Source organism: Curtobacterium sp. PhB25 (genome assembly GCF_004365375.1).
In the GTDB taxonomy this organism is placed as follows: domain Bacteria; phylum Actinomycetota; class Actinomycetes; order Actinomycetales; family Microbacteriaceae; genus Curtobacterium.
On the sequence record NZ_SODR01000002.1, the window covers coordinates 180332 to 201535 of the forward strand.

At 70.9% G+C, this 21204-nt stretch carries 16 protein-coding genes; 9 read left to right on the top strand and 7 right to left on the bottom strand.

All coding sequences use genetic code 11. The features are described 5' to 3' along the window. Positions 1 to 86 precede the first annotated feature (86 nt). Complete coding sequence (locus EDF51_RS05425; RefSeq protein ID WP_134194071.1) at positions 87 to 1010, top strand: oxygenase MpaB family protein; 924 nt, start codon at positions 87 to 89, stop codon at positions 1008 to 1010. A gap of 94 nt (positions 1011 to 1104) precedes the next feature. Here the strand turns inward: EDF51_RS05425 and EDF51_RS05430 are convergent, their stop codons facing one another. From EDF51_RS05430 to EDF51_RS05445, 4 genes are all read right to left on the bottom strand, one after another. After that, entirely contained in the window at positions 1105 to 2136 is a 1032-nt protein-coding gene (locus EDF51_RS05430; RefSeq protein WP_134194073.1) for an aldo/keto reductase, read from the bottom strand. Then, positions 2133 to 2699 carry a TIGR03086 family metal-binding protein gene (locus tag EDF51_RS05435; protein WP_111086825.1) on the bottom strand — a complete coding sequence of 189 codons (567 nt, stop codon included), beginning with the start codon at positions 2697 to 2699 and terminating at the stop codon, positions 2133 to 2135. Before EDF51_RS05435 ends, EDF51_RS05430 begins: the two co-directional genes overlap by 4 nt. Before the next feature lie 605 nt (positions 2700 to 3304). Further along, complete coding sequence (locus EDF51_RS05440) at positions 3305 to 3865, bottom strand: YceI family protein (RefSeq protein ID WP_111086826.1); 561 nt, start codon at positions 3863 to 3865, stop codon at positions 3305 to 3307. A gap of 109 nt (positions 3866 to 3974) precedes the next feature. Next, positions 3975 to 4907: a hypothetical protein gene (locus EDF51_RS05445; RefSeq protein ID WP_134194075.1), complete on the bottom strand. Its 933-nt coding sequence runs from the start codon at positions 4905 to 4907 to the stop codon at positions 3975 to 3977. A 495-nt stretch (positions 4908 to 5402) separates the two neighbouring features. Between EDF51_RS05445 and EDF51_RS05450 the strand changes: the two genes are divergently transcribed. The 8 genes from EDF51_RS05450 (at position 5403) to EDF51_RS05485 (ending at position 14457) form a co-directional block, all read left to right on the top strand. Next, positions 5403 to 6407: an aldo/keto reductase family protein gene (locus tag EDF51_RS05450; protein ID WP_131845390.1), complete on the top strand. Its 1005-nt coding sequence runs from the start codon at positions 5403 to 5405 to the stop codon at positions 6405 to 6407. A 282-nt stretch (positions 6408 to 6689) separates the two neighbouring features. Beyond that, positions 6690 to 7160, top strand: coding sequence for a GtrA family protein (locus EDF51_RS05455; protein ID WP_243649870.1), 471 nt, complete (start codon positions 6690 to 6692; stop codon positions 7158 to 7160). Next, the gene (locus EDF51_RS05460) at positions 7157 to 8677 is read left to right on the top strand and encodes a glycosyltransferase family 2 protein (RefSeq protein ID WP_208321819.1); all 1521 of its coding nucleotides are present in this window, start codon (positions 7157 to 7159) and stop codon (positions 8675 to 8677) included. Before EDF51_RS05455 ends, EDF51_RS05460 begins: the two co-directional genes overlap by 4 nt. After that, positions 8674 to 10662: a glycosyltransferase family 39 protein gene (locus EDF51_RS05465; RefSeq protein ID WP_132099623.1), complete on the top strand. Its 1989-nt coding sequence runs from the start codon at positions 8674 to 8676 to the stop codon at positions 10660 to 10662. Before EDF51_RS05460 ends, EDF51_RS05465 begins: the two co-directional genes overlap by 4 nt. Positions 10663 to 10844: 182 nt before the next feature. Next, positions 10845 to 11666, top strand: a complete 822-nt coding sequence (locus EDF51_RS05470; RefSeq protein ID WP_134194077.1) for a DUF4397 domain-containing protein — start codon at positions 10845 to 10847, stop codon at positions 11664 to 11666. A gap of 101 nt (positions 11667 to 11767) precedes the next feature. Continuing rightward, positions 11768 to 12922, top strand: coding sequence for a glycosyl hydrolase family 8 (locus EDF51_RS05475; protein WP_123938903.1), 1155 nt, complete (start codon positions 11768 to 11770; stop codon positions 12920 to 12922). Then, positions 12919 to 13617 (top strand): class F sortase, encoded by a 699-nt coding sequence (locus EDF51_RS05480; RefSeq protein ID WP_166673495.1) that lies wholly within the window; start codon positions 12919 to 12921, stop codon positions 13615 to 13617. Before EDF51_RS05475 ends, EDF51_RS05480 begins: the two co-directional genes overlap by 4 nt. A gap of 45 nt (positions 13618 to 13662) precedes the next feature. After that, the gene (locus tag EDF51_RS05485) at positions 13663 to 14457 is read left to right on the top strand and encodes a polyprenol monophosphomannose synthase (protein WP_123294027.1); all 795 of its coding nucleotides are present in this window, start codon (positions 13663 to 13665) and stop codon (positions 14455 to 14457) included. A 179-nt stretch (positions 14458 to 14636) separates the two neighbouring features. Here EDF51_RS05485 and treZ read toward each other — a convergent pair whose 3' ends face one another. Genes treZ through glgX form a run of 3 tightly spaced genes read right to left on the bottom strand, consistent with a single transcriptional unit; the run spans position 14637 to position 21120 of the window. Next, the gene (gene treZ, locus EDF51_RS05490; protein WP_134194079.1) at positions 14637 to 16391 is read right to left on the bottom strand and encodes a malto-oligosyltrehalose trehalohydrolase; all 1755 of its coding nucleotides are present in this window, start codon (positions 16389 to 16391) and stop codon (positions 14637 to 14639) included. Then, positions 16388 to 18889 (bottom strand): malto-oligosyltrehalose synthase, encoded by a 2502-nt coding sequence (treY, locus tag EDF51_RS05495; protein ID WP_134194081.1) that lies wholly within the window; start codon positions 18887 to 18889, stop codon positions 16388 to 16390. The genes treZ and treY overlap by 4 nt, the downstream gene beginning before the upstream one ends. After that, on the bottom strand, positions 18886 to 21120 hold the full coding sequence (glgX, locus tag EDF51_RS05500; protein ID WP_123294024.1) for a glycogen debranching protein GlgX: 2235 nt from the start codon (positions 21118 to 21120) through the stop codon (positions 18886 to 18888). Before glgX ends, treY begins: the two co-directional genes overlap by 4 nt. Positions 21121 to 21204: the final 84 nt, after the last annotated feature.

Here is a 21204-nt window from a genome sequence, read left to right on the forward strand (position 1 = left end):
GCATCGGGCGGCATCGGCCGGCATCGGGCGCCATCGGGGTGCACGAAGCCGAGCGCGCTCCCAGGGGGCGGACGGACGATGACGCCATGCCCTCCGTCTCCGATGCCTTCCGCTCCCGCCTCAACGACACGTTCACCGGTGGGGCGACGAGCAAGCCGGAGTGGATCGACGAACTCGAGGCCGGCACCGACGCCGGCTTCTTCGGCCCCGGTTCCGCGACGTGGGCGGTGCACGGCGGCAAGCAGACGATCGTCGCCGGCGTCCGCGCACTCCTCGTGCAGGCCCTGCACCCGGGAGCCCTCGCCGGCGTCGCCGACCACTCGCGCTACCGCGAGGACCCGTTCGGCCGACTCGCCGGCACCATCCGGTGGATCTACACGGTCTCGCACGGCGACACCGCGACCGCCCGCGGAGCGAGCGAGTGGGTGCTGCGCCTGCACGAGCGCGTTCGCGGCCAGTACGTCGACGGCCACGGCGTCGCACGCGACTACGCGGCGAACGACCCCGACCTGGCCCGCTGGGTGCACCTGGCCTTCACCGACGCGTTCCTCCGGGCCGCGCAGCGCTGGGGTGGCCCGATCCCCGGCGGCGCCGACGCCTACGTCCGCGAGTGGGCGACCGCCGGCCGGCTCATGCGCGTCGAGGACGCCCCGGAGTCCGAGGCCGAGCTCCGCGCCCAGATGGACGGGTACCTCGACCGCGGCGAACTGGCCGTCACGGCCCGCACCCGCGACGTCGTCAAGTTCATCAAGAACCCACCGCTCGCGCTGATGCTGCGGCCCGGCTACCAGGCGCTGTTCCAGGGGGCCGTCTCGACGCTCGACCCCCGCCACCGCTCGATGCTCGGCCTGCGAGCACCCGCGATCGGCCCCGTCGAACTGCCCGTCGGCCGGGCGACCGGACTCGTGCTCGACGGGATCGGTGGGGTGCTCGGCAACCAGACGGGCACCGAGCGCGCTGCGCTCGTGCGCATCGCGCGCCTCGAACGCGAGCGCGGCGCCGTCGCCTGAAACGACGGCGTGTCACGTGTCGTGGACGGGACCGGAGACGGACGGGAGGCCCGTGGCCAGCTGGCCACGGGCCTCCCGTCCGCTCGTGGGGGCGTCAGAAACCGGACGGCACCCGGGGCGTGTACGCGGACTCGAGTCGCGTCACCTCGTCGTCGGTCAGCGTGATCGCGGCGGCCGCGACCGCGTCGTCGATGTGGTGCTCCTTCGTCGCACCGACGATCGGCGCGCTCACCGCGGGCTTGCCCGCGACCCAGGCGAGGGCGATCTGCGCCATGCTCACGCCGCGTTCACTCGCGATGGACTCGACGGCGCCCACGATCGCGCGGTTCGCGTCCTCGTCCTGGCGGTAGAGCGTCTTGCCGAACTCGTCGGTGCTCGCGCGCGAACCGGAGCCGTCGGCGTCCCACGGGCGGGTGACCTTGCCGCGGGCGAGGGGGCTCCACGGGATCACGCCGACGCCGGTCGCGTGCGCGAAGGGGTGCATCTCGCGTTCTTCTTCGCGTTCGAGCAGGTTGTACTGGTCCTGCATGCTGACGAAGCGCGTCCAACCGTGCAGGTCGGCGACGTGCTGCATCTGCGCGAACTGCCACGTCCACATGCTGCTCGCGCCGAGGTAGCGGGCCTTGCCGGCCTTGACGACGTCGTGCAGCGCCTCCATCGTCTCCTCGATCGGGGTCACCGGGTCGAAGCGGTGGATCTGGTACAGGTCGACGTAGTCGGTGCCGAGCCGGGTCAGCGAGGCGTCGATCTCGTGCAGGATCGCGGCACGGGAGAGCCCGGCGCCGTTCCGACCGGGGCGCATCCGGTTGAACACCTTGGTGAGGACCTGGACGTCCTCGCGCGGAGCGAGCTCCTTGAGGAGCGTGCCGGTGATCTCCTCGCTGGAGCCGTCGGAGTACACGTTCGCCGTGTCGAAGGTGGTGATGCCGGCGTCGAACGCGCGACGGACGAAGGGGCGGGCCTCGTCGATGCCGACGCTCCACGCGTGCGAGCCACGGTCGGGGGCGCCGTAGGACATCATGCCGAGGATCACGGTGCTGATCTCGAGGCCGGAGGCGCCGAGGCGAGTGGTGTCGGTCGTCGCTGCGGTGCTCGGTGCTGCGTTGCTCGGCGCTGCGTTGGTCATGCGCTCACCTTGGCATCGCGGCCTGTGACGGCGAGCAGGCGGACCTGGAGTGGGGCGTCCTCGTCGACGTCGACCGGGGCGGCGTACAAGCCGGTGGCCGCGAGGTCCTCGATCTGCGGCTCGAAGTACTCCCACACCGCCTGCACGAGCTCGTCCGGCAGGGACTCGTCCGTACCGGTCGCCCGCGCCAGGTCCCACGTGTGGATGGTGATGTCGCTGGTCTGCTCGGTGAGGTACTGGCCGGCCGGAACGACGTCGGTGCTGAGGTGGACGGGGGTGTCCTGCGGGGCGTTCCGCCAGGCATCGGTCGCCGCGGTCGCGAAGCGCTGCCACTCGGACACGAGGTCGTCGCCGATGGACTCGAGGTCGGCCTCGGCCTGGGCGTAGTCGCACCCGGTGAGGAGCTTCGGGATCCAGCGCTGCTCGTCGACCACGTGGGTCACGAGGTCGCGGGTGGTCCACTCGGAGTCGGGGGTGGCGGCGTCCCAGTCCGTCACGGCGGCGACGCGGCGGCCGAACTCGGCTGCCGCGAGGGCCTGCATCGCGATCCAGTCGGTGGCCATGGTGGTGCTCCTGTTCGTCGGGCTGGCGTGCGGTGCTTCGTGCGGGTGGTGCGTGGTGCGGGTGGTGTGTGCGGGTGGTGTGTGCGGGTGGTGCGTGTCGTGCGTGTGGTGCGTGTCGTGCGTGTGTCGTTGTAACTCGGGGGCCGGTGTGCGGATTCCCGCGCGTGCGGGCGTGCCCCTGTCCGCTGCCCAACGCTACGCCGAGGACCCCGGCCGAGCGGGCGAAATGCCGCGGTCGTGCGCGTACCCACCGGACGTTTCCGCCCGTTCACGCCGGCGCGGGGTCGGTGCGCACTGCACCCGCTGACACCGGAGGGGCGTGCCAGCGCGTGGTCCCTGAGCGAGCGGGCGGAATGCCGGGGTCGAGTTCGAGATGAGGCCGGCATTTCGCCCGTTCGCCCGGTTGCGCTCGCATGGAGCACCCGCTCGCGAGCGGCGAGCGGCGGCGAGCGGCGAGCGGCGGGCGGCGGGCGGCGGGCACGGACGCACCCCCGAAGCGCCGCGGGGACGACGAACGCCCCGGCTCCGTGGGGAGCCGGGGCGCGTGTCTCGGGTTCGGGTGGTGCTGTTCGGTGCCCTCAGTCAGGCAGCGAGTCCGAAGGGACTCAGGCCGCCTGGAGCACGAACTGGACGTCGAGGTTGATCGTCACGTCGTTGCCGAGGGTGAAGCCACCGGCCTCGAGCGCTGCGTTCCAGTTCACGCCGAACTCGGTGCGGTCGATCTTCGTGGTCGCCTCGGCGCCGAACTTGACCTGGCCGTAGCCGTCGGTCGTGAAGCCACCGAGCTCGGCCTTGAGGACGACGGGCTTGGTGACGCCGCGCAGGGTCAGGTCGCCAGCGATGTGCAGGTCGTCGCCCTTGGCCTCGATGCTCGTCGAGCGGAAGGTGAGCTGCGGGTGCTCCTCGGTGAGGAAGAAGTCGCTCGTCTTCAGGTGCTGGTCGCGCTGCTCCTGGCCGGTGTTGATCGACGCGACGTCGATGTTCGCCTCGACGGTCGACTCGAGGGGGTTCTCGGCGGTGACGACGGTGGCGTCGAACGTCTCGAACTTGCCCTTGACCTTGCTGATGGCGAGGTGGCGGACCGAGAAGGTGACCTCGGAGTGGGTGGGGTCGATCTTCCAGGTGCCGGTCTGGTAGCCGGGGATGGTCGTGGCGGTGAGCGTCATGGTGGTCCTTCTTCCGAACGAGAGTCTGTGGTGCGACGCGATCCATGCGCCTGCATCAACCTGATACTACGCCAGTGTGCACCCTTTTGGTTGAAGCGTCAACCATTGTTCACCGAAGCGTCGCGAAGCGGTGGTCGTGCGGTGCGCTGAGCCCGGCCTGCAGGAGGCGTCTCACACGCTGTACGAATCGATCGACACCTCGGCCGACGTCGTCCGCCGTGGCCCGGACCAACCACCAGTCCACGTCCTTCAAGTGCTCACCGCGGGTGAGGTCCTTCCGGAAGGTGGCCGGGTCGGTGCGGTGGAGATCGCTCTCGTACTCGATCGCCACCCGTGCTGCGGGGTAGGCGAGGTCCACGCACGCGATCCACCTGCCGTCCACGATCACGTCGTGGTTCAGGGCGGGTTCCGGGAGTCCCTGGCGGACGAGGGTCAGCCGTGCCCTGGTCTCACCCGGGGAACGAGAACCCGGCCTGATCTCGGCGAGAGCGTGGCGCAGCTTCACGACGCCCCGGAGCCCGCGCCGCCGGCCGACTGCCAGGAGCAGCTCGTCGAGGGTCGCCCATCCGAGCCACCCGACGAGGGCGTCACCCGCGATGATCAGTTCGTCGAGCGTCAACATCGTGCTCAGCGCGACGAACGTGTCCGCTGGCGTCGTCAGACGCACACCTCGGCAGGTGGTCGCACGGACCCTGCCGAGGTGGGCGCGGTGTCCGACGGCGCCGCGGACGCGAAGCGCCTGATCGACCCCGATCGTCGTGACGTGGAGCCGCGGCGAGCCCTCGAGCCGGCGGGGGAGCGGGATGCCGAGGATCGCGGCGGCCGTGACGTGGCTGAACACCTGGTCGGGGCGCAGCCGGGGAGCCAGTGCGCGGGCGCGTTCGTCGACGGTTCGCGGTGGAACCGCGGATCGGGTGCCGTGGAACGGGCGGACGAGGTCACGTGCCTCGAGGCGGCCGCGGGACACCCCTCGACGCAGTGCGTCACGGACGCGGAACGAGGCGTCCCGCAGCGCCAACGGGAGTCGGCGTCTGGCGGTCATCTCCACATCGTGGAGCCGAGCGGGCGCGACGGTGGCGAGTCGTGCCTCCAGTGTGGACGGCCCGCGATCCTGGCGCCCCTGTGGAGGAATCGCGCCGCGGTCGAGCGGGCGAAACACCGGGGTCCGGCTGCGTGGCGACCGCGGCATTTCGCCCGCTCGCGGGGGCGCCCGCCGGCGCGGACCGCAGCGCTGCCCGCCCGGCTGGTCCGCGCAGCGGTCGGGACCGCGGCGACGGCGTCAGCCCGTCCGTCGGGGGGAGGTTGCCGCGGTCGCGACATCGTCGACGGCGCGAACGGGCGTATTGCCAGGGTGTCGCCGTCGGGCACGCCGGCATTTCGCCCGCTCGCGGGACGGGATCCACCCTCGCGAGATCCGCGCTCGCGGCGGCCGACCGCACCGCACGCCCCCCCACCCCCGCCCCGCCCCGCCCCGCGGCGGGCGGCAGGCACTCGCGGGGCCCCTCACGTGTCGGCGGGCTCCAGTAGCGTCGGGACCATGGAATTCAGGTACCTGGGCAACTCCGGACTCAAGATCTCCGAGATCACCTACGGCAACTGGCTGACGCACGGCTCGCAGGTCGAGAACGACGTCGCCTCCCAGTGCGTGCGGGCAGCGCTCGACGCCGGCATCACCACGTTCGACACCGCGGACACGTACGCCAACACCGCCGCCGAGACCGTCCTCGGCGAAGCACTCAAGGGCGAGCGGCGTGCGGGGCTCGAGGTCTTCACGAAGGTCTACTGGCCCACCGGCCCCAAGCAGCACAACGACGTCGGACTCTCCCGCAAGCACATCCTCGAGTCGATCAACGGCTCGCTGACGCGACTGCAGACCGACTACGTCGACCTCTACCAGGCGCACCGCTACGACCACGAGACCCCCCTCGAAGAGACCATGCAGGCCTTCGCGGACGTCGTCCGCCAGGGCAAGGCGCTCTACATCGGCGTCAGCGAGTGGAACGCCGAGCAGATCCGCGCCGGCGCCGCGCTCGCGAAGGAGCTCGGCTTCCAGCTCATCTCGAACCAGCCGCAGTACTCGATGCTGTGGCGGGTCATCGAGGGCGAGGTCGTCCCCGCCTCGAAGCAGCTCGGCCTGTCGCAGATCGTCTGGTCGCCCATCGCGCAGGGCGTGCTGACCGGCAAGTACAAGCCGGGTCAGCCGCTGCCCGAGGGCTCACGGGCCACGGACGAGAAGGGCGGCGCCGACATGATCAAGCGGTTCATGCGCGACGAGGTCCTCGAGGCCGTGCAGCGCCTGCAGCCCGTCGCCGACCAGGCCGGCCTCACGCTCGCGCAGCTCGCGATCGCGTGGACGCTGCAGAACGACAACGTCGCCAGCGCAATCGTCGGTGCCTCGCGTCCGGAGCAGGTCACGGACAACGTGAAGGCAGCGGGCGTCACGCTCGACGCCGACGCGCTCGCCGCCATCGACGAGGCGCTGGGTGACCTCCCGGAGCGCGACGCGGCCAAGACCGTGTCCCCGGCGCAGCGTCCCGCCTGAGACGCGACCCACCATCGGACGGGAGGCCCGTGGCGACGCCGCCACGGGCCTCCCGTCCGCTTTTCGGTCGGCCGCACAGCCCTGTTGGCCTGCACAGACCGGTCCGGTCTGCACAGATCGGCCGTCCGTACCCCGGATGAACGGCACGTGTCGTGGAACTGGCAGAGGCCTGGGTAAGCCCGTACCCCACCCAAACCGCAGTCGCGTTACCCCCGAATCGGGGGCATGACCCGAACTGATACCCCCGTTCTGGTGTCACCCGACACCGGTACGGTGCCGACCGTGCGACCCGGCACGGTCTCGCGCCTGCTCGCCACCGCGAGGCAACTCGCGTCGTTCGGCACGATCGGTGCCGTCTGCTTCGTCATCGACCTGGGCATCTACAACCTGCTGCGCGCCACCGTCATGCCCGACGGTCCCATCGCCGCGAAGATCGTGTCGGCCGTCGTGGCGACCGCCGTGGCGTGGATCGGCAACCGCTTCATCACGTTCCGCGCCGAGCGCCAGACCGGCCGCCGCGAGACCGTGCGCGAGGGGCTGCTCTTCGCTGCCACGAACCTGATCGGGCTCGGCATCGCCGCGGCCTGCCTGTTCGTCTCGCACTACGTCCTCGGGTTCACCTCGACCTTCGCCGACAACGTCGCCGGCAACGGCGTCGGCCTCGTGCTCGGAACCGCCTTCCGGTTCGCCGCGTACAAGGCCCTCGTCTTCCGTTCCACCGATGCTCGTCGCACGAAGGGGCTCGCCGCATGACCATCTCCGCCACGCTGCTAACGGCCGCAGGGCCGCTGCTCCAGCCGAACGAGGGGACCGCTCCGTCGAGCGTCCCGAACCGAGGGACCACCGACGTCCCGACCGGAGGCTCCGGTGCCGTCCAGCAGGCCGCGTGGTCGCTGGGCGAGTGGATCGGCTACTCCGCGCTCATCGCGATCTCCGTGCTGCTCACGATCGTCGCGCTCACCACGCTGTGGTGGATGCTGCACGCATGGCGCTCGCGGGACGCGCTGAAGTCGACGAGCTTCAGCCAGACCCCGCGCCCGGCCGCGCACCGCTTCACCCTGCTGGTGCCCGGGCGGCACGAGCAGGAGGTCATGGGCCAGACGCTCGACATGCTCGCGAAGCAGGACCACCCCAACTTCGAGATCATCGCGATCGTCGGCGAGGACGACCCGGAGACGGACGCCGTCGTGCGCGCCGCCGCAGCCCGCCACCCCGAGCTGATCCGGGTGGTCGTCGACGACACCCTGCCGAAGAACAAGCCGAAGGCGATGAACCTGGCGCTGCAGTACGCGACCGGTGACGTCGTCGGCGTGTTCGACGCCGAGGACGAGGTCTACCCGCACCTGCTCACCCTGGTGGACTCGCGGTTCCAGGAGACCGGCGCCGACGTCGTGCAGGGCGGCGTGCAGCTGATGAACTTCAAGTCCAGCTGGTGGTCGCTGCGGAACGTCCTGGAGTACTACTTCTGGTTCCGCTCGCGCCTGCACTTCCACGCCGGCTCGAAGTTCATCCCGCTCGGCGGCAACACCGTCTTCGTGACGAAGGAACGCCTCGACTGGTCGAACGGCTGGGACGCGCACTGCCTCGCCGAAGACTGCGAGCTCGGCGTCCGGCTGTCCGCCGACGGCGCGAAGGTCGTCGTCGCGTACAGCCCCGAGGCCGTCACCCGCGAGGAGACCCCGCCGACCTTCGCCTCGCTGCTCAAGCAGCGGACGCGCTGGAACCAGGGCTTCCTGCAGGTGCTCGGCAAGGGGGAGTGGAAGAAGCTGCCGTCGTTCCGTCAGCGCTTCTTCGCCCGGTACATGCTGACCATGCCGTTCATCCAGGCGGCCACCGGTCTGCTCATCCCGCTCAGCGTCCTGATGATCCTGTTCGTCAAGGTGCCGACGGCGATCGCCCTGGTGTCGTTCATCCCGGTGGCACCGACGCTCATGCTGCTGGCCGTCGAGGTCGTCGGCCTCAACGAGTTCGGTCGCATCTACAAGGAGAAGGTCCGGTTCCGCGACTACGTGAAGCTCGTGCTCGGTCTCGTGCCGTACCAGATCTTCCTCGCCGCAGCAGCCGTCCGAGCCGTCGTCCGCCACGCCAAGGGGCAGAACGGCTGGGAGAAGACGGAGCACACGGGCCAGCACCGGAACGCCGAGCAGCCCGCCGAGGTCGTCGGCTTCGCGTCGGAGTTGACCGGGTCCGGGTCCGCGGGCGCGACGCCTTCTTCGTCTTCGTCTTCCGAGCGTGAGCTCGCCGGCACGACCACAGGAGGGACCCGATGACCGCCAGCATCACGAACACCACCGGCATCCCGATCCGCGGTGCCGTCGCGGGGAACCACACCGGCATCGGCGCTTGGTTCCGCCGGCACGCCGCGAGCCTGACGTGGCTGCTGCCCGTCGTCGCCGTCACCGTCATCGTGCAGGCGTGGAACATGTCCGGCACCCCGCAGCGGATCGACGACGAGGGCACGTACACGGCGCAGGCCTGGGCGATCATGCACCTCGGCGAGATCACGCACTACACGTACTGGTACGACCACCCGCCACTCGGCTGGATCCAGATCGCCGGCTACACCGGTCTGACCGGGGCGTTCGCGCGCTACCCGTTCGCCGTCGAGGCCGGCCGCGAGGCGATGGTCTTCTTCTCCGCCGTCTCGAGCATCCTGCTGTTCGTCCTCGCCCGCCGCCTCGGTGCCGGCCGGATCACCGCTGCCGCAGCCGGACTCGTCTTCGCGCTGTCGCCGCTCGCCCTGCAGTACCACCGCACGGTCTACATCGACAACGTCGCGACGCCGTGGTTGCTCGCCGCGTTCGTCCTCGTCCTGAGCCGTCGCCAGCAGCTCGCCGGGTTCGCCGGCGCCGCTGCGTGCCTCGGCATCGCGGTGCTCTCCAAGGAGACGTACCTGCTCGCCCTGCCGTTCCTCATCTGGATGGCGATCCGTCGCGCCGACAAGAGCACCCGCCGGTACACGCTGAGCGTCGCCGGCGCCGTCCTCGTCATCATCGGCGGCGGGTACCTGCTGCTCGCCGCGGTCAAGGGCGAGCTGCTGCCGAGCAGCGGTCGGGTCAGCCTGTTCGAGGGCATCACCTACCAGCTCGGCTCGCGCTCGGCATCGGGTTCGCTGTTCGACCCGGGCAGCCTGGCCAACGCCGCCGCGTCGCAGTGGTGGGCGCTCGACCCGGTGTTCATCGTGCTCGGCTCGGCCGCCGCGGTCGTCGGGCTCTTCATGCGACGGGTCCGTCCGATCGCCGCGATGCTCGTCTTCCTGCTCGCGATGATGTTCCGCCCGAACGGGTACCTGCCGGTGCCGTACGTCATCATGCTCATCCCCTTCGCCGCCCTGCTGGTCGCCTACACGGCCGAGCGTGCCGTCCTGGCGATCGCCGGTCGGGTCCGCACCCGGACCCGCCTCGGCGCCGGGACCCGTCGTGGTCTCGGCATCACCTGGGCCGTCACGACTGCTGTCGCACTCGTCGTGGCGGTGCCGCTCTGGGGAACACAGCTGCGCGGCTTCGTCCTGGGCAACCTCGACCTGCCGATGCAGCAGGCCGAGCAGTGGGTCGGGGACAACGTCTCGAAGTCCTCCCGACTGCTGGTGGACGACGCCATGTGGGTCGACCTCGTCGAGGACGGCTTCGCCCGGAACAACGTGGTCTGGTACTACAAGCTCGACACCGACGGAGCCGTGGAGCGGCAGTCGCCCAACGGCTGGAAGGACTCGGACTACGTCATCACGACGGACTCCATGCGGACCGGCGGCAACTCGTCGTCCGACATCCGCCAGGCGATCGAGAACTCGACGGCCGTCGCGACCTTCGGGTCCGGTGACCAGCAGGTCGAGGTCCGACGCATCCACGCCGAGGGATCGACGGCCGCACAGACCGCGATCACCCGGGCCAGCGACCTGCGGAAGACCATGGGCACCGAGCTGGCGTCGAACCCGGCGCTCCGGGCCGACGACGGCACGAAGTCGCAGTTCCGTGCGGGTCAGGTCGACTCGCGAGCGATGATCGCGCTCGGCCAGGTGCTCGCCGACCAGGACGTCCGCGTCGACCGGTTCACCCCGCTCACGGGCGAGACCGGCCAGCCGTTCCGCACCGCCGTCCTGCACACGAGCGACGCTGCCTCGGCGGAGCGCGTGGCCGCCACCCTCGAGGCGATGCCCGATTCGTTCCGGCCGGCGTCGGTCGAGCGTGAGGGCGAACGCCTCACCGTCACGTACACCCCGGCGGACCCGACCACGACCGCGACGAGCGCCTCGTGACCCGCCGCCCCGCCGAGCAGAGCGCTGCCCGGATCGCCGAGCGGGCGAAACACCCGGGTGCTCCGGGCGCCGACCCCGGCATTTCGCCCGCTCGCGGGGGCGCTCGCATCCACGGCCCCAGCACGGCCCGCAGCACCACCGCACACAACTCGACCAGCACCACGACCCGAAGGAGCACGACCATGACCGCACACACCCAGCGACGCCGCAGCGTCGTCGTCGGCGCACTCGCAGCGACCCTGGTCGCCGCGACCGTCGGACTCGCAGCACCCCAGACCGCCTCCGCCGCCACCGCCGACGAGGGCTGGCTCCGCGTCGGCCACCTCTCGCCCGACACCAAGGGCGTCGACGTCGAATTGTCCAGCCTGTCCGGCGGCAAGACGGTCTTCGAACTCGACGACGTCACGTACGGCCAGGTCAGCAAGTACCAGGAGCTCCCGGTCGGCACCTACGTGCTGTCGATGCGGGCCTCGGACGCCCCGGACTCCACGCCCGTGATCTCCACCGACGTCAAGGTCGACAAGGGCGACGCGAGCACGGTCGTCGCGTACGGCAAGAACACCGACCTCAAGACGACGGCGTTCACCGACGACCTGCAGCAGCCCGGTGACGGCAAGGCGAAGCTCCGGCTGGTCCAGGCCGCCACCACGGCGAAGCAGGTCGACGTGAGCACCTCCGAGGGCACCGCCATCGCCGAGGGCGCGAAGTTCGGCACCGCCACCAAGTACGCCACCGTCGACTCCGGCAAGTGGACGCTCGACGTCTCCGGCAGCGGCCAGCAGGGCACCGCCAGTGTCGACCTCGCGGGCAACACGGTCTCCACCCTGTTCGTCCTCGACGACAGCAAGGGCGACCTGACGGTCGTGCCGGTCACGGACGCCGCAGCCACCGCCGCGACGCCGACCGGCGGCGTGCAGACGGGTGGCGGCGGCGCAGCCGCCGACCGCCCGATGACGGAGGCCGTCCACACGGCCATCGCAGCGCTCCGCTCGCTGTACCGCTGACGCCCTGGCCGGGAGGCACGGATCACGTGCGCCGACACGCTCACGTGATCCGCCCCTCCCGTCCAGATCCATCGTCACCATCCACGGAAAGGCAGGCCAGCATGACCCGCAGGACCTGGATACCCGTCACCGCCGCAGCGGCGGTGGTCGTCGCCGTCGGCGTCGCGCTCATCGCGGTTCGCCCGTGGGGGCAGGACACCGAGGCCTCGAGCGGCTCGGTCGCCACCCCGACCTCGACCAGCGCGCCCGACGCGGCACGCTCCCCGAAGGAGCTCCGCACGGAGTTCCTCGACCGGTACGTGCAGGACGGCCGCGTCGTCCGCACCGACCAGGGCGACGACACCGTCAGCGAGGGACAGGCTTACGGGCTGCTCATCGCCTTCGCGAACGGCGACCGCGACCGGTTCGACGACATCTGGAAGTGGACGAAGACGCACATGCTGACCGACGACGACCTGCTCGCCTGGCGTTGGACGCCCGACGACGGTGTCGCCGACGAGCAGCCGGCCAGTGACGCCGACCTCGACGCCGCGCGGGCCCTGGTGCTCGCCGGCGACGCGTGGGGCGAGGACCGGTACACGACAGCCGGCAAGCGCATCGCCTCGGCGATCCTGGAACACGAGACCGCGACCACGGAGCTCGGCACGATCCTGCTGCCCGGGCCGTGGGCGGACTCCGAGCCGTACCGGTACAACGCCTCGTACGCGTCGCCGGCCGCCTTCGCGGTGCTGGCGAAGGCCACGGGCGACGACCGCTGGACCGCGCTGAACCGTGGGTCCCGCGCGGCGACCGCGGCGGTGCTCGACGAGTCGCAGCTGCCGAGCGACTGGTCGCAGGTGCACGCCGACGGCACCGTCGACCCGATGCCCGCCACCGGGGGAGACCAGCGCGTGCTGTACGGCTACGACGCGATGCGGACGCCCGTCCGCTACGCCGAGGCCTGCTCCGCCGACGACCGCGCCCTGGCCGGGTCGCTCGCCCCGACCCTGCGTCGGACGACGCAGCTCGCGGCGCAGCTCGACCTGGGCGGCACCGCCGTGACCGGGGACACGAACGCCCTGGCGTACACCGCCCGGGCCGCCGCCGAGTACGCGGCCGGTTCCTCCGGTGCGGCCGCCGACGACCTCGAGCGGGCCGACCGGACGGCTGCCACCACGCCGACCTACTACGGGGACGCCTGGGCCGCCCTCGGTTCGACCATGCTCACCTCGGACGTGCTCGGCGGCTGCGCGACGACGGCCGGAGGAGCATCGTGACCGGCCGACGGTCCGCCGGGCGTGGGACGGTGTTCGGACGTCGTGGCGTGGTGATCGGGGCCGTGCTCGCCGCGGTCGTCGTGGGCGGCGGCGTCACCGGTGTGGCGCTCGCGTCGACCGTCGGCAGCGACGGGTCGGACGGGCGGGCCGGTTCGGCGCCGTCGAGTTCGGCGTCGGCTTCGGCTTCTGCTTCTGCAGGGTCGGGCATCGAGGGGTTCCAGGACCCGGCCGTACCCGCTGCCCGATCCGCGGCGACCCCGGTCAGCGTCTCGATCCCCGCGATCGGCGTGCAGTCGAACCTCGAGGACCTGCACCGCGGCACGGCCGGCGAACTCGACCCGCCCGTCGACTGGGACAGCGCCGGGTGGTTCAGTGACGGCATCGTCCCCGGTGAGGTCGGCCCGGCAGTCATCGCCGGCCACGTCGACAGCCCGACGAGCGCCGCCGTGTTTTTCCGGCTCGACGAACTGGTCGCTGGCGACGAGATCCACGTCGCGATGTCCGACGGCAGCACCCGCACCTTCACCGTCGACCGCTCGGAACGCGCCGCCAAGTCGGCGTTCCCGACGAGCGACGTCTACGGCACCACCCCGACCCCCCAGCTCCGACTGATCACCTGCGACGGCGTGTTCGACACCGCCACCGGGCACTACACGGACAATCTGATCGTGTTCGCAGACCTCTCGTCGGACTGACCCAAACACCGACCGATACATTCGATGTGGAGCACGAGGAGCACCATGAGCGAGACCCTGGTCATCATCCCGACCTACGACGAGGCGGAGAACGTCCGTCCCATCGTCGAGCGCACGCTCGCCGCCACCGACGAGAACGTCCACGTGCTGGTCGTCGACGACAACTCGCCCGACGGCACCGGTGACATCGCCGACGCCATCGCCCGCGAGACCGACCGCGTGCACGTCATGCACCGCACGGTGAAGGACGGTCTCGGCGGCGCGTACCTGTCCGGGTTCGCCTGGGGCCTCGAGCACGGCTACGCCAAGCTCGTCGAGATGGACGCCGACGGCTCGCACCACCCCGAGTACCTGCCGTGGATGCTCGAGCTCGCGGACACGAACGACCTCGTGCTCGGGTCCCGCTGGATCAAGGGCGGCAAGGTCGAGAACTGGCCCTGGTACCGCGAACTGCTCTCCCGTGGCGGCAACCTCTACACGCGCCTGGCCCTCGGCATCGCCGTCCGCGACGCCACAGGCGGGTTCCGGGTCTTCACCTCGCGGGCGTTCGAGCGGATCGACCTGGCCGGCGTCGCGTCGAAGGGCTACTGCTTCCAGGTCGACCTGTGCTGGCGTGCCCTCGAGGCCGGTCTGCGCGTCGTCGAGACCCCGATCACGTTCACCGAGCGGGAGTTCGGCGTCTCGAAGATGAGCGGCAACATCGTGCGCGAGAGCCTGGCCCTCGTGACGAAGTGGGGCATCGACCGCCGCATCCGCGAGACCCGTTCCCTGGTCAAGGACCACCGGAAGCTGCCGTCCGTGCGCACGAACGCGCACGCCGTGGCCGACCACGCGGCCTGACCAGCTGGGTCGGCGTCGGCGTCGGCGCACGCCGTCGGCCCCCGGCAGCGGTACCGCGAAAGCGACAGTGTCCCGCGAACTGTTCGCGGGACACTGTCGCTTTCGCGGATCGGCCGCCCGTGGGCAAGCCCGGGCCCGCCCGTGGGCAAGCCCGGCCCGCCCGGACGACAGCGCAGCGACTAGCGCAGCACCACCACGCCCCGCCCGCGGAACCGCACGCAGTCCGTCGCCACCTCGGCCGCTCCGAACCGGTAGAGCTCTTCGCCGGTGGCACCGGGGACCGGCACCTCGGCAGCGTCGTCGAGGAAGTTCACCACGACGTGCACGGGTGCCACGTCCGGTCCGAGCAGCCCACGCGTGAGCACCAGCCACCGGCGGTCCTCGCTGAACCGCACGGCGTTCGCCTCGTACCGGTGGTCGACGAAGGCCTGGTCGGTCCGGCGCAGGGCGACGAGCACCCGGTAGGCACGCAGGATCGCCGCACCCCGCTCGGAACTGACGTCGGCCCAGTCGAGCTTCGAGTTCGTGAACGTCGTCGGGTCCTGCGGGTCCGGCACGGCCGACTCGTCCCAGCCGTGCTCCGCGAACTCGCGGATGCGGCCCTCGGCCGTCGCCTTGCCGAGCTCCGGCTCCGGGTGCGACGTGAAGAACTGCCACGGTGTCGTCGCGGCGAACTCCTCGCCCATGAACAGCATCGGCGTGAACGGGCCCAGCAGCGTCAGTGCCGCGGCGATGACGAGGCCTTCGTCGTCGAGCGTCGCCGCCAGACGGTCGCCCGCCGCGCGGTTGCCGATCTGGTCGTGGTTCTGGTTCGTGACGACCAGGGCCGTCGCCGGGGAAGTCCCGCGGTCGATCGGTTGCCCGTGGCGCCGGCCACGGAACGACGACCACGTGCCGTCGTGGAAGAACCCGTGGTCGAGCACCTTCGCGAGCGCCGACAGCGGTGCGAAGTCGGCGTAGTAGCCGTTCGTCTCGCCCGTCAGCGCCACGTGCACGGCGTGGTGGAAGTCGTCGGACCACTGTCCGGCGAGCCCGTACCCGGCGGCTTCCCGCGGGCGGAACATCACCGGGTCGTTGAGGTCCGACTCGGCGATCAGCGACAGCGGACGACCGACGAAGGAACCGTAGGCGTCCGTCTCGTCGGCCATCTCGGCCAGGACGTGCGGCCGCGTGGTGTCGCGGATCGCGTGCACGGCGTCGAGCCGGAGCCCGTCGACGTGGTGGTCGCGGAACCACATGCGCACGTTGTCGAGCACGTACCGACGGACCTCGGGGTGCTCGACGTTCACCGAGTCGCCCCACGTGTTCGCGAGCCCCTGCACCAGGTACGGCCCGAACAGCGGCAGGTAGTTGCCGCTCGGCCCGAGGTGGTTGTAGACGACGTCCTGGATGACGCCCAGGCCGAGTGAGTGCGCCGTGTCGACGAAGCGGTCGTAGGCGTCGGGACCGCCGTACGGGGCGTGCACCGCGTACCAGGCGACCCCGTCGTAGCCCCAGTTCCACTCGCCGTTCACCCCGTTCACGGGCAAGAGCTCGACGAACTCGACGCCGAGCTCGACCAGGTGGTCGAGCTTCTGCGCCGCCGCGTCGAGGGTTCCCTCCGGCGTGTAGGTACCGACGTGCATCTCGTAGATGACGGCACCGCGGGCCGGGCGTCCGGTCCACGACTCGTCGGTCCACGCGAAGCGCGCCGGGTCGACCACTGCCGAGGTGCCGTGCACGCCGTCCGGTTGGAAGCGACTGCGGGGGTCGGGTCGCACCGCGTCGTCGTCGCCGAGGCGGAACCCGTAGCGGGCACCGACGACCGGCATGATCGCGTCGGTCGACCACCAGTCGTCGTCGCCCCGGGTCAGCGGGTACTCGACGTCGTCGACGACCAGCCGGACGCGGTCCGGCTCGGGCGCCCAGACGGCGTAACGGTCGGGTGCGGTCATGCGTGACCCTCCAGGATGTCGATCTCCGCTTGCGCGTCGGACTCGGTCGCCGGGGTGGTCCGGGCGGTCGACCGGGAGGCCCGTTCCGCGCCGGACGCGTCGGTCACCGTGTCGGCGTGGCCGGGTTCCCCGACCGTGGCGGCCGGTACGAGCAGCGCGACCGGGTAGGTGGTGAGCAGGTCCGCGAGGGCGATGCCCCGGCTGGCCGCGAAGGTCCTGCCGGTGAGCAGGTCGACCCGGTCGACGGGGACGGCGTGCACGAGGGTGTCACCCCAGCCACCGACCTGTTCGAGGCCGATCGGCAGTCGCGTGGCGATCGTGACGGCACCGCCGCGGTCGAACGCGACGACGTGGTCCGCCGCGCTGCCCGTCGCCTCGAGCGCGAGGTACCGCGCGAAGAGCTCCGGGTGGTCGCGCCGGAGACGGAGTGCACGGGCGGTCACGAGGAGCTTCGCGGCGCCGTCGATCCCGATCGCCGGGAGGTCCTCGGGGCCGTCGTCGTCCGGACCGTCGATCTCGGCGAGGACGTGGCGCCGTTCGGCGTAGTCCACGGCCCGGCGGTTGTCGGGGTCGACGAGGGACCGGTCCCAGAACTCGGTGCCCTGGTAGACGTCGGGGACGCCGGGAGCCGTGAGCTGCACGAGCTTCTGCGCGAGCCCGTTCGACCACCCAGCCGCGTCGATCCGTTCGTCGAGGGCATCGAGCACGGCCACGACGGCGGGCTCGTCGAACGCCGCGTCGACGAGGGCGTGCATGCGCTCCTCGAACGCCGTGTCCGGCTCCGTCCAGGTGGTGCTGTCGCCGGCTTCGCGTGATGCCTTCTCGGCGTAGGCGTGCAGCCGCTCACGACTGGCGGGACGGGCACCGACGATCGCCTGCCAGAGGAGGTCGGCGAACACGCGGTCCTCGAGCGGGACGAGGGACTGCAACCGGTCGAGCGTTTCGGCCCACTCGCTGCCGAGCTCGGCCAGGACCGCGATGCGTGCGCGGGTGTCCTCGCTGCGCTTCGTGTCGTGGGTGGTGAGCGTCGTCATGGTGTGCGGCCAGCTGCCGAGCCGGTCGCGCTGCGCCTGGTGGAAGTCGGCCACGGACACTGCGAACACGCTCGGGTCACCACCGACCTCGCTCAGGGACGTCAAGCGGGACGTGCGGTAGAACGCGGTGTCCTCGACGCCCTTGGCCATCACCATGCCGCTCGTCTGCTGCAGGCGGATCGCGGCGGCGTTGTCCGGGTCGACGAGCGCCGGGGCGACCCGGTCGATGACGTCGTCGAGGTCGGGACGGGCCTCTGCCGCGCGTTCGAGCGCCGCGATGAGGTGGTGCGCGCCCTCGGGCAGGTAGGTGCGGTACACGTCGAACGACGCCACGACCTCGGCGAGGGCGTCGACGAGCCGTTCGTGCGTGATCGCGTCCGCTCCGGCGGTGACCGGCGCGAGCAGTCGGGCGAGTCGCTCGACCTCGCTGCCGAGGATCCCGTCGGCGATGCCGCGGCGGGTGTCGTGCGTGAGCTGCTGCCAGTCGGCGGGCTCCGCGCCCGATGCCGCGGTCAGCGAGGGTTCGCCCGCGGGGTCGACGAGAACGCGGTCCAGGACACCGAGGGCGTCGTACCCGGTCGTGCCGTCGACCGGCCACGAGCTCGGGAGTTCCTCGCCGGGTTCGAGGATCTTCTCGACGAGGGTGTACGCACCACCGGTCAGCTCGGCGAGGTCCTGCAGGTACCCGGCGGGGTCGTACAGTCCGTCCGGGTGGTCGATGCGCAGGCCGTCGACGAGGCCGTCGCGGAACCAGCCGCCGATGACGCCGTGCGACGCCGCGAACACCTCGGGTTCCTCGACCCGGATGGCCGCGAGCGTGTTCACCGCGAAGAACCGGCGGTAGTTGAGCTCGTGATCCGCACGCTTCCAGTGCACGAACGCGTAGTGCTGCAGCGCGTGCACGGCCTCGACCGAGTCGCCCGGGTGGGCGGTGCCCGGCGCGGTCGGGTACGCGGTGTCGCCGACCCGGAGCACCGGGTGCTCGGCGTCGGACGTGTCGAGTGTGACCGCGTCGAGCAGCCGGTCGTCGAGGACCGGCACCCGGACCTTGCCGTCGCCGGCGTCCCAGTCGACGTCGAACGCCCAGGCGACGGGGGAGCCCTGGCCGAGTTCGAGCAGGGACCACCACCACGGGTTGACCGCCGGGGTGGCGACCCCGACGTGGTTCGGGACGACGTCGACCAGCACGCCGAGCCCGACCGCGTGCGCGGCCTCGGCGAGGACCCGGAGGGCCTCGTCACCGCCGCGGTCGGTGTCGACGTGCGTGTGGTCGACGACGTCGTAGCCGTGGTTCGAGCCGGGCTCCGACTGCAGGACCGGCGACAGGTACAGCCAGTCGGCCCCGAGGTCGTGCACGTAGTCGACGAGGTCGCGTGCGGCGGCCAGGTCGAAGTCCGCCGAGACCTGCAGCCGGTACGTCGATACGGGAACGCGACGTCCGGCCCCCGTCGTGCCGGTCGTCATCGCGCGGTGCCGCTCGGTGCGGTGGAACCGGCCGGGTTGGCCGGGGTGACGGCGTCCTGCGGGGACCGGGGCTCGGGGGCGCCGTCGTGGTGCTGGACCTCGACCGGGGTGACCGAGACCTCGTGGTTCGGCTCGGCACGCAGGACGATCATCGAGCGCGCGGGCACGTCGAGCGGTGTGCCCGCCTCGACGATCTCGTCACGGGCACCGGGCTCGGCGGTGTCGATGCGGACCGTCCAGCCGGGTGCGTACTCCTCGGGCGGCAACGTGAACGTCACGACGTCGTCGTGGGCGTTGAAGTACGTGATGAACGCCACGTCGGTGACGCGCTCGCCGCGGGAGTCGCGCCCGCGGATGCCGTCGCCGTTCAGGTACATGCCGACGCTCTTGCCGAAACCGGAGTCCCAGTCCTCCGGCGACATCGCGTCGCCCTCGGGCGTGAGCCAGACGACGTCGGGCAGCGGCTCGTCCTGACCACGGCGCACCGGGCGCCCGTTGAAGTACCGGGTGCGACGGAACGTCGGGTGGTCGTGGCGCAGCTTGACCACGTCGGCCGTGAACTGGACGAGGTCGTCGTCCGCGGTGTCCCAGTCGATCCAGCTGAGCTCGGAGTCCTGTGCGTAGACGTTGTTGTTGCCGGACTGCGAACGGCCGAGCTCGTCACCGTGGGCGATCATCGGCACGCCCTGGCTGAGGAGCAGGGTCGCCAGGAAGTTCCGGCGGCGCTGGAGCCGCAGGGCGTTCACGGACTCGTCGTCCGTCGGACCCTCGGCGCCGGAGTTCCAGGACCGGTTGTGGCTCTCGCCGTCGTTGTTGTCCTCGCCGTTGGCGTCGTTGTGCTTCTCGTTGTAGGCGACGAGGTCGTACAGCGTGAAGCCGTCGTGCGCGGTGATGAAGTTGATGCTCGCCTTGGGCGTCCGGCCGTCGTGCTCGTAGAGGTCGGCCGAGCCGGAGATGCGCGACGCGAACTCACCGAGGGTCGACGACTCGCCGCGCCAGAAGTCGCGCACGGTGTCGCGGTACTTGCCGTTCCACTCGGACCACTGGGGCGGGAAGTTGCCGACCTGGTAGCCACCGGGGCCGACGTCCCACGGCTCGGCGATGAGCTTGACCTGCGACACGATCGGGTCCTGCTGCACGAGCTCGAAGAACGCGGACAGTCGGTCCACCTCGTAGAACTCGCGGGCGAGCGCCGAGGCGAGGTCGAATCGGAAGCCGTCGACGTGCATCTCGGTCACCCAGTAGCGCAGCGAGTCGAGGATGAGCTGCAGCGAGTGCGGGTGCCCGACGTTGAGCGAGTTCCCGGTGCCCGTGTAGTCCATGTAGAACTTCTTGTCGTCGTCGACCAGGCGGTAGTACGCCGCGTTGTCGATGCCGCGGAACGACAGCGTCGGCCCGAGGTGGTTGCCCTCGGCGGTGTGGTTGTAGACGACGTCGAGCACGACCTCGATGCCGGCGCGGTGGAGCTCCCGCACCATCGTCTTGAACTCCTGCACCTGCTGCCCCTGGTCGCCCGAGGACGAGTACGAGGAGTGCGGCGCGAAGAAGCCGATGGTGTTGTAGCCCCAGTAGTTCGACAGCCCCTTGTCCTGCAGGGTCGAGTCGTTCACGAACTGGTGCACCGGCATGAGCTCGAGCGTCGTGATGCCGAGTCGCTTCAGGTGCTCGATGACCGCGGGGTGCGAGACGCCGGCGTAGGTGCCGCGCTGCTCTTCGGGCACGTCGGGGTGGGTCTCGGTGAGGCCCTTGACGTGCGCTTCGTAGATGACCGTCTCGCCGTAGGGCGTGCGCGGTGCGCGGTCGCCCTGCCAGTCGAAGAACGGGTTGATCACGACGCCCTTCATCATGTGCGCCGCGGAGTCGTCGTCGTTCGTCGAGTCCGGGTCGCCGAACGTGTAGGCGAAGAGCGACTGGTCCCAGTCGATCTCGCCGCTCGTCGCCTTGGCGTAGGGGTCGAGCAGGAGCTTCGACGGGTTGCAGCGTGCACCGTTGTCGGGGTCGTACGGGCCGTGGACACGGAAGCCGTACTCCTGGCCGGGGCCGACGTTCGGCAGGTACGCGTGCCAGACGTAGGCGTCGACCTCGACGAGGGGGATGCACTCTTCGTTGCCGTCGGTGTCGAACAGACAGAGTTCGACGCGCTCGGCGACCTCACTGAAGAGCGCGAAGTTCGTGCCGCTTCCGTCGTAGGTCGCCCCGAGCGGGTACGGGTTGCCGGGCCAGGTGTGCAAACGGTCCTCCAGGTGATGGTCGCGCCAACATATCGGTGACACCCGTCCGCGTCCGCAGACAAGCACCAGCTGTGTACCCGTGCG

What these genes read in the sequence shown, in the direction of transcription:
- EDF51_RS05425 (WP_134194071.1), top strand. Translation starts at nt 87, where the DNA reads ATGCCCTCCGTCTCCGATGCCTTCCGCTCCCGCCTCAACGACACGTTC.
- EDF51_RS05430 (WP_134194073.1), bottom strand. Translation starts at nt 2,136, where the DNA reads ATGACCAACGCAGCGCCGAGCAACGCAGCACCGAGCACCGCAGCGACG.
- EDF51_RS05435 (WP_111086825.1), bottom strand. Translation starts at nt 2,699, where the DNA reads ATGGCCACCGACTGGATCGCGATGCAGGCCCTCGCGGCAGCCGAGTTC.
- EDF51_RS05440 (WP_111086826.1), bottom strand. Translation starts at nt 3,865, where the DNA reads ATGACGCTCACCGCCACGACCATCCCCGGCTACCAGACCGGCACCTGG.
- EDF51_RS05445 (WP_134194075.1), bottom strand. Translation starts at nt 4,907, where the DNA reads ATGACCGCCAGACGCCGACTCCCGTTGGCGCTGCGGGACGCCTCGTTC.
- EDF51_RS05450 (WP_131845390.1), top strand. Translation starts at nt 5,403, where the DNA reads ATGGAATTCAGGTACCTGGGCAACTCCGGACTCAAGATCTCCGAGATC.
- EDF51_RS05460 (WP_208321819.1), top strand. Translation starts at nt 7,157, where the DNA reads ATGACCATCTCCGCCACGCTGCTAACGGCCGCAGGGCCGCTGCTCCAG.
- EDF51_RS05465 (WP_132099623.1), top strand. Translation starts at nt 8,674, where the DNA reads ATGACCGCCAGCATCACGAACACCACCGGCATCCCGATCCGCGGTGCC.
- EDF51_RS05470 (WP_134194077.1), top strand. Translation starts at nt 10,845, where the DNA reads ATGACCGCACACACCCAGCGACGCCGCAGCGTCGTCGTCGGCGCACTC.
- EDF51_RS05475 (WP_123938903.1), top strand. Translation starts at nt 11,768, where the DNA reads ATGACCCGCAGGACCTGGATACCCGTCACCGCCGCAGCGGCGGTGGTC.
- EDF51_RS05485 (WP_123294027.1), top strand. Translation starts at nt 13,663, where the DNA reads ATGAGCGAGACCCTGGTCATCATCCCGACCTACGACGAGGCGGAGAAC.
- treZ (WP_134194079.1), bottom strand. Translation starts at nt 16,391, where the DNA reads ATGACCGCACCCGACCGTTACGCCGTCTGGGCGCCCGAGCCGGACCGC.
- treY (WP_134194081.1), bottom strand. Translation starts at nt 18,889, where the DNA reads ATGACGACCGGCACGACGGGGGCCGGACGTCGCGTTCCCGTATCGACG.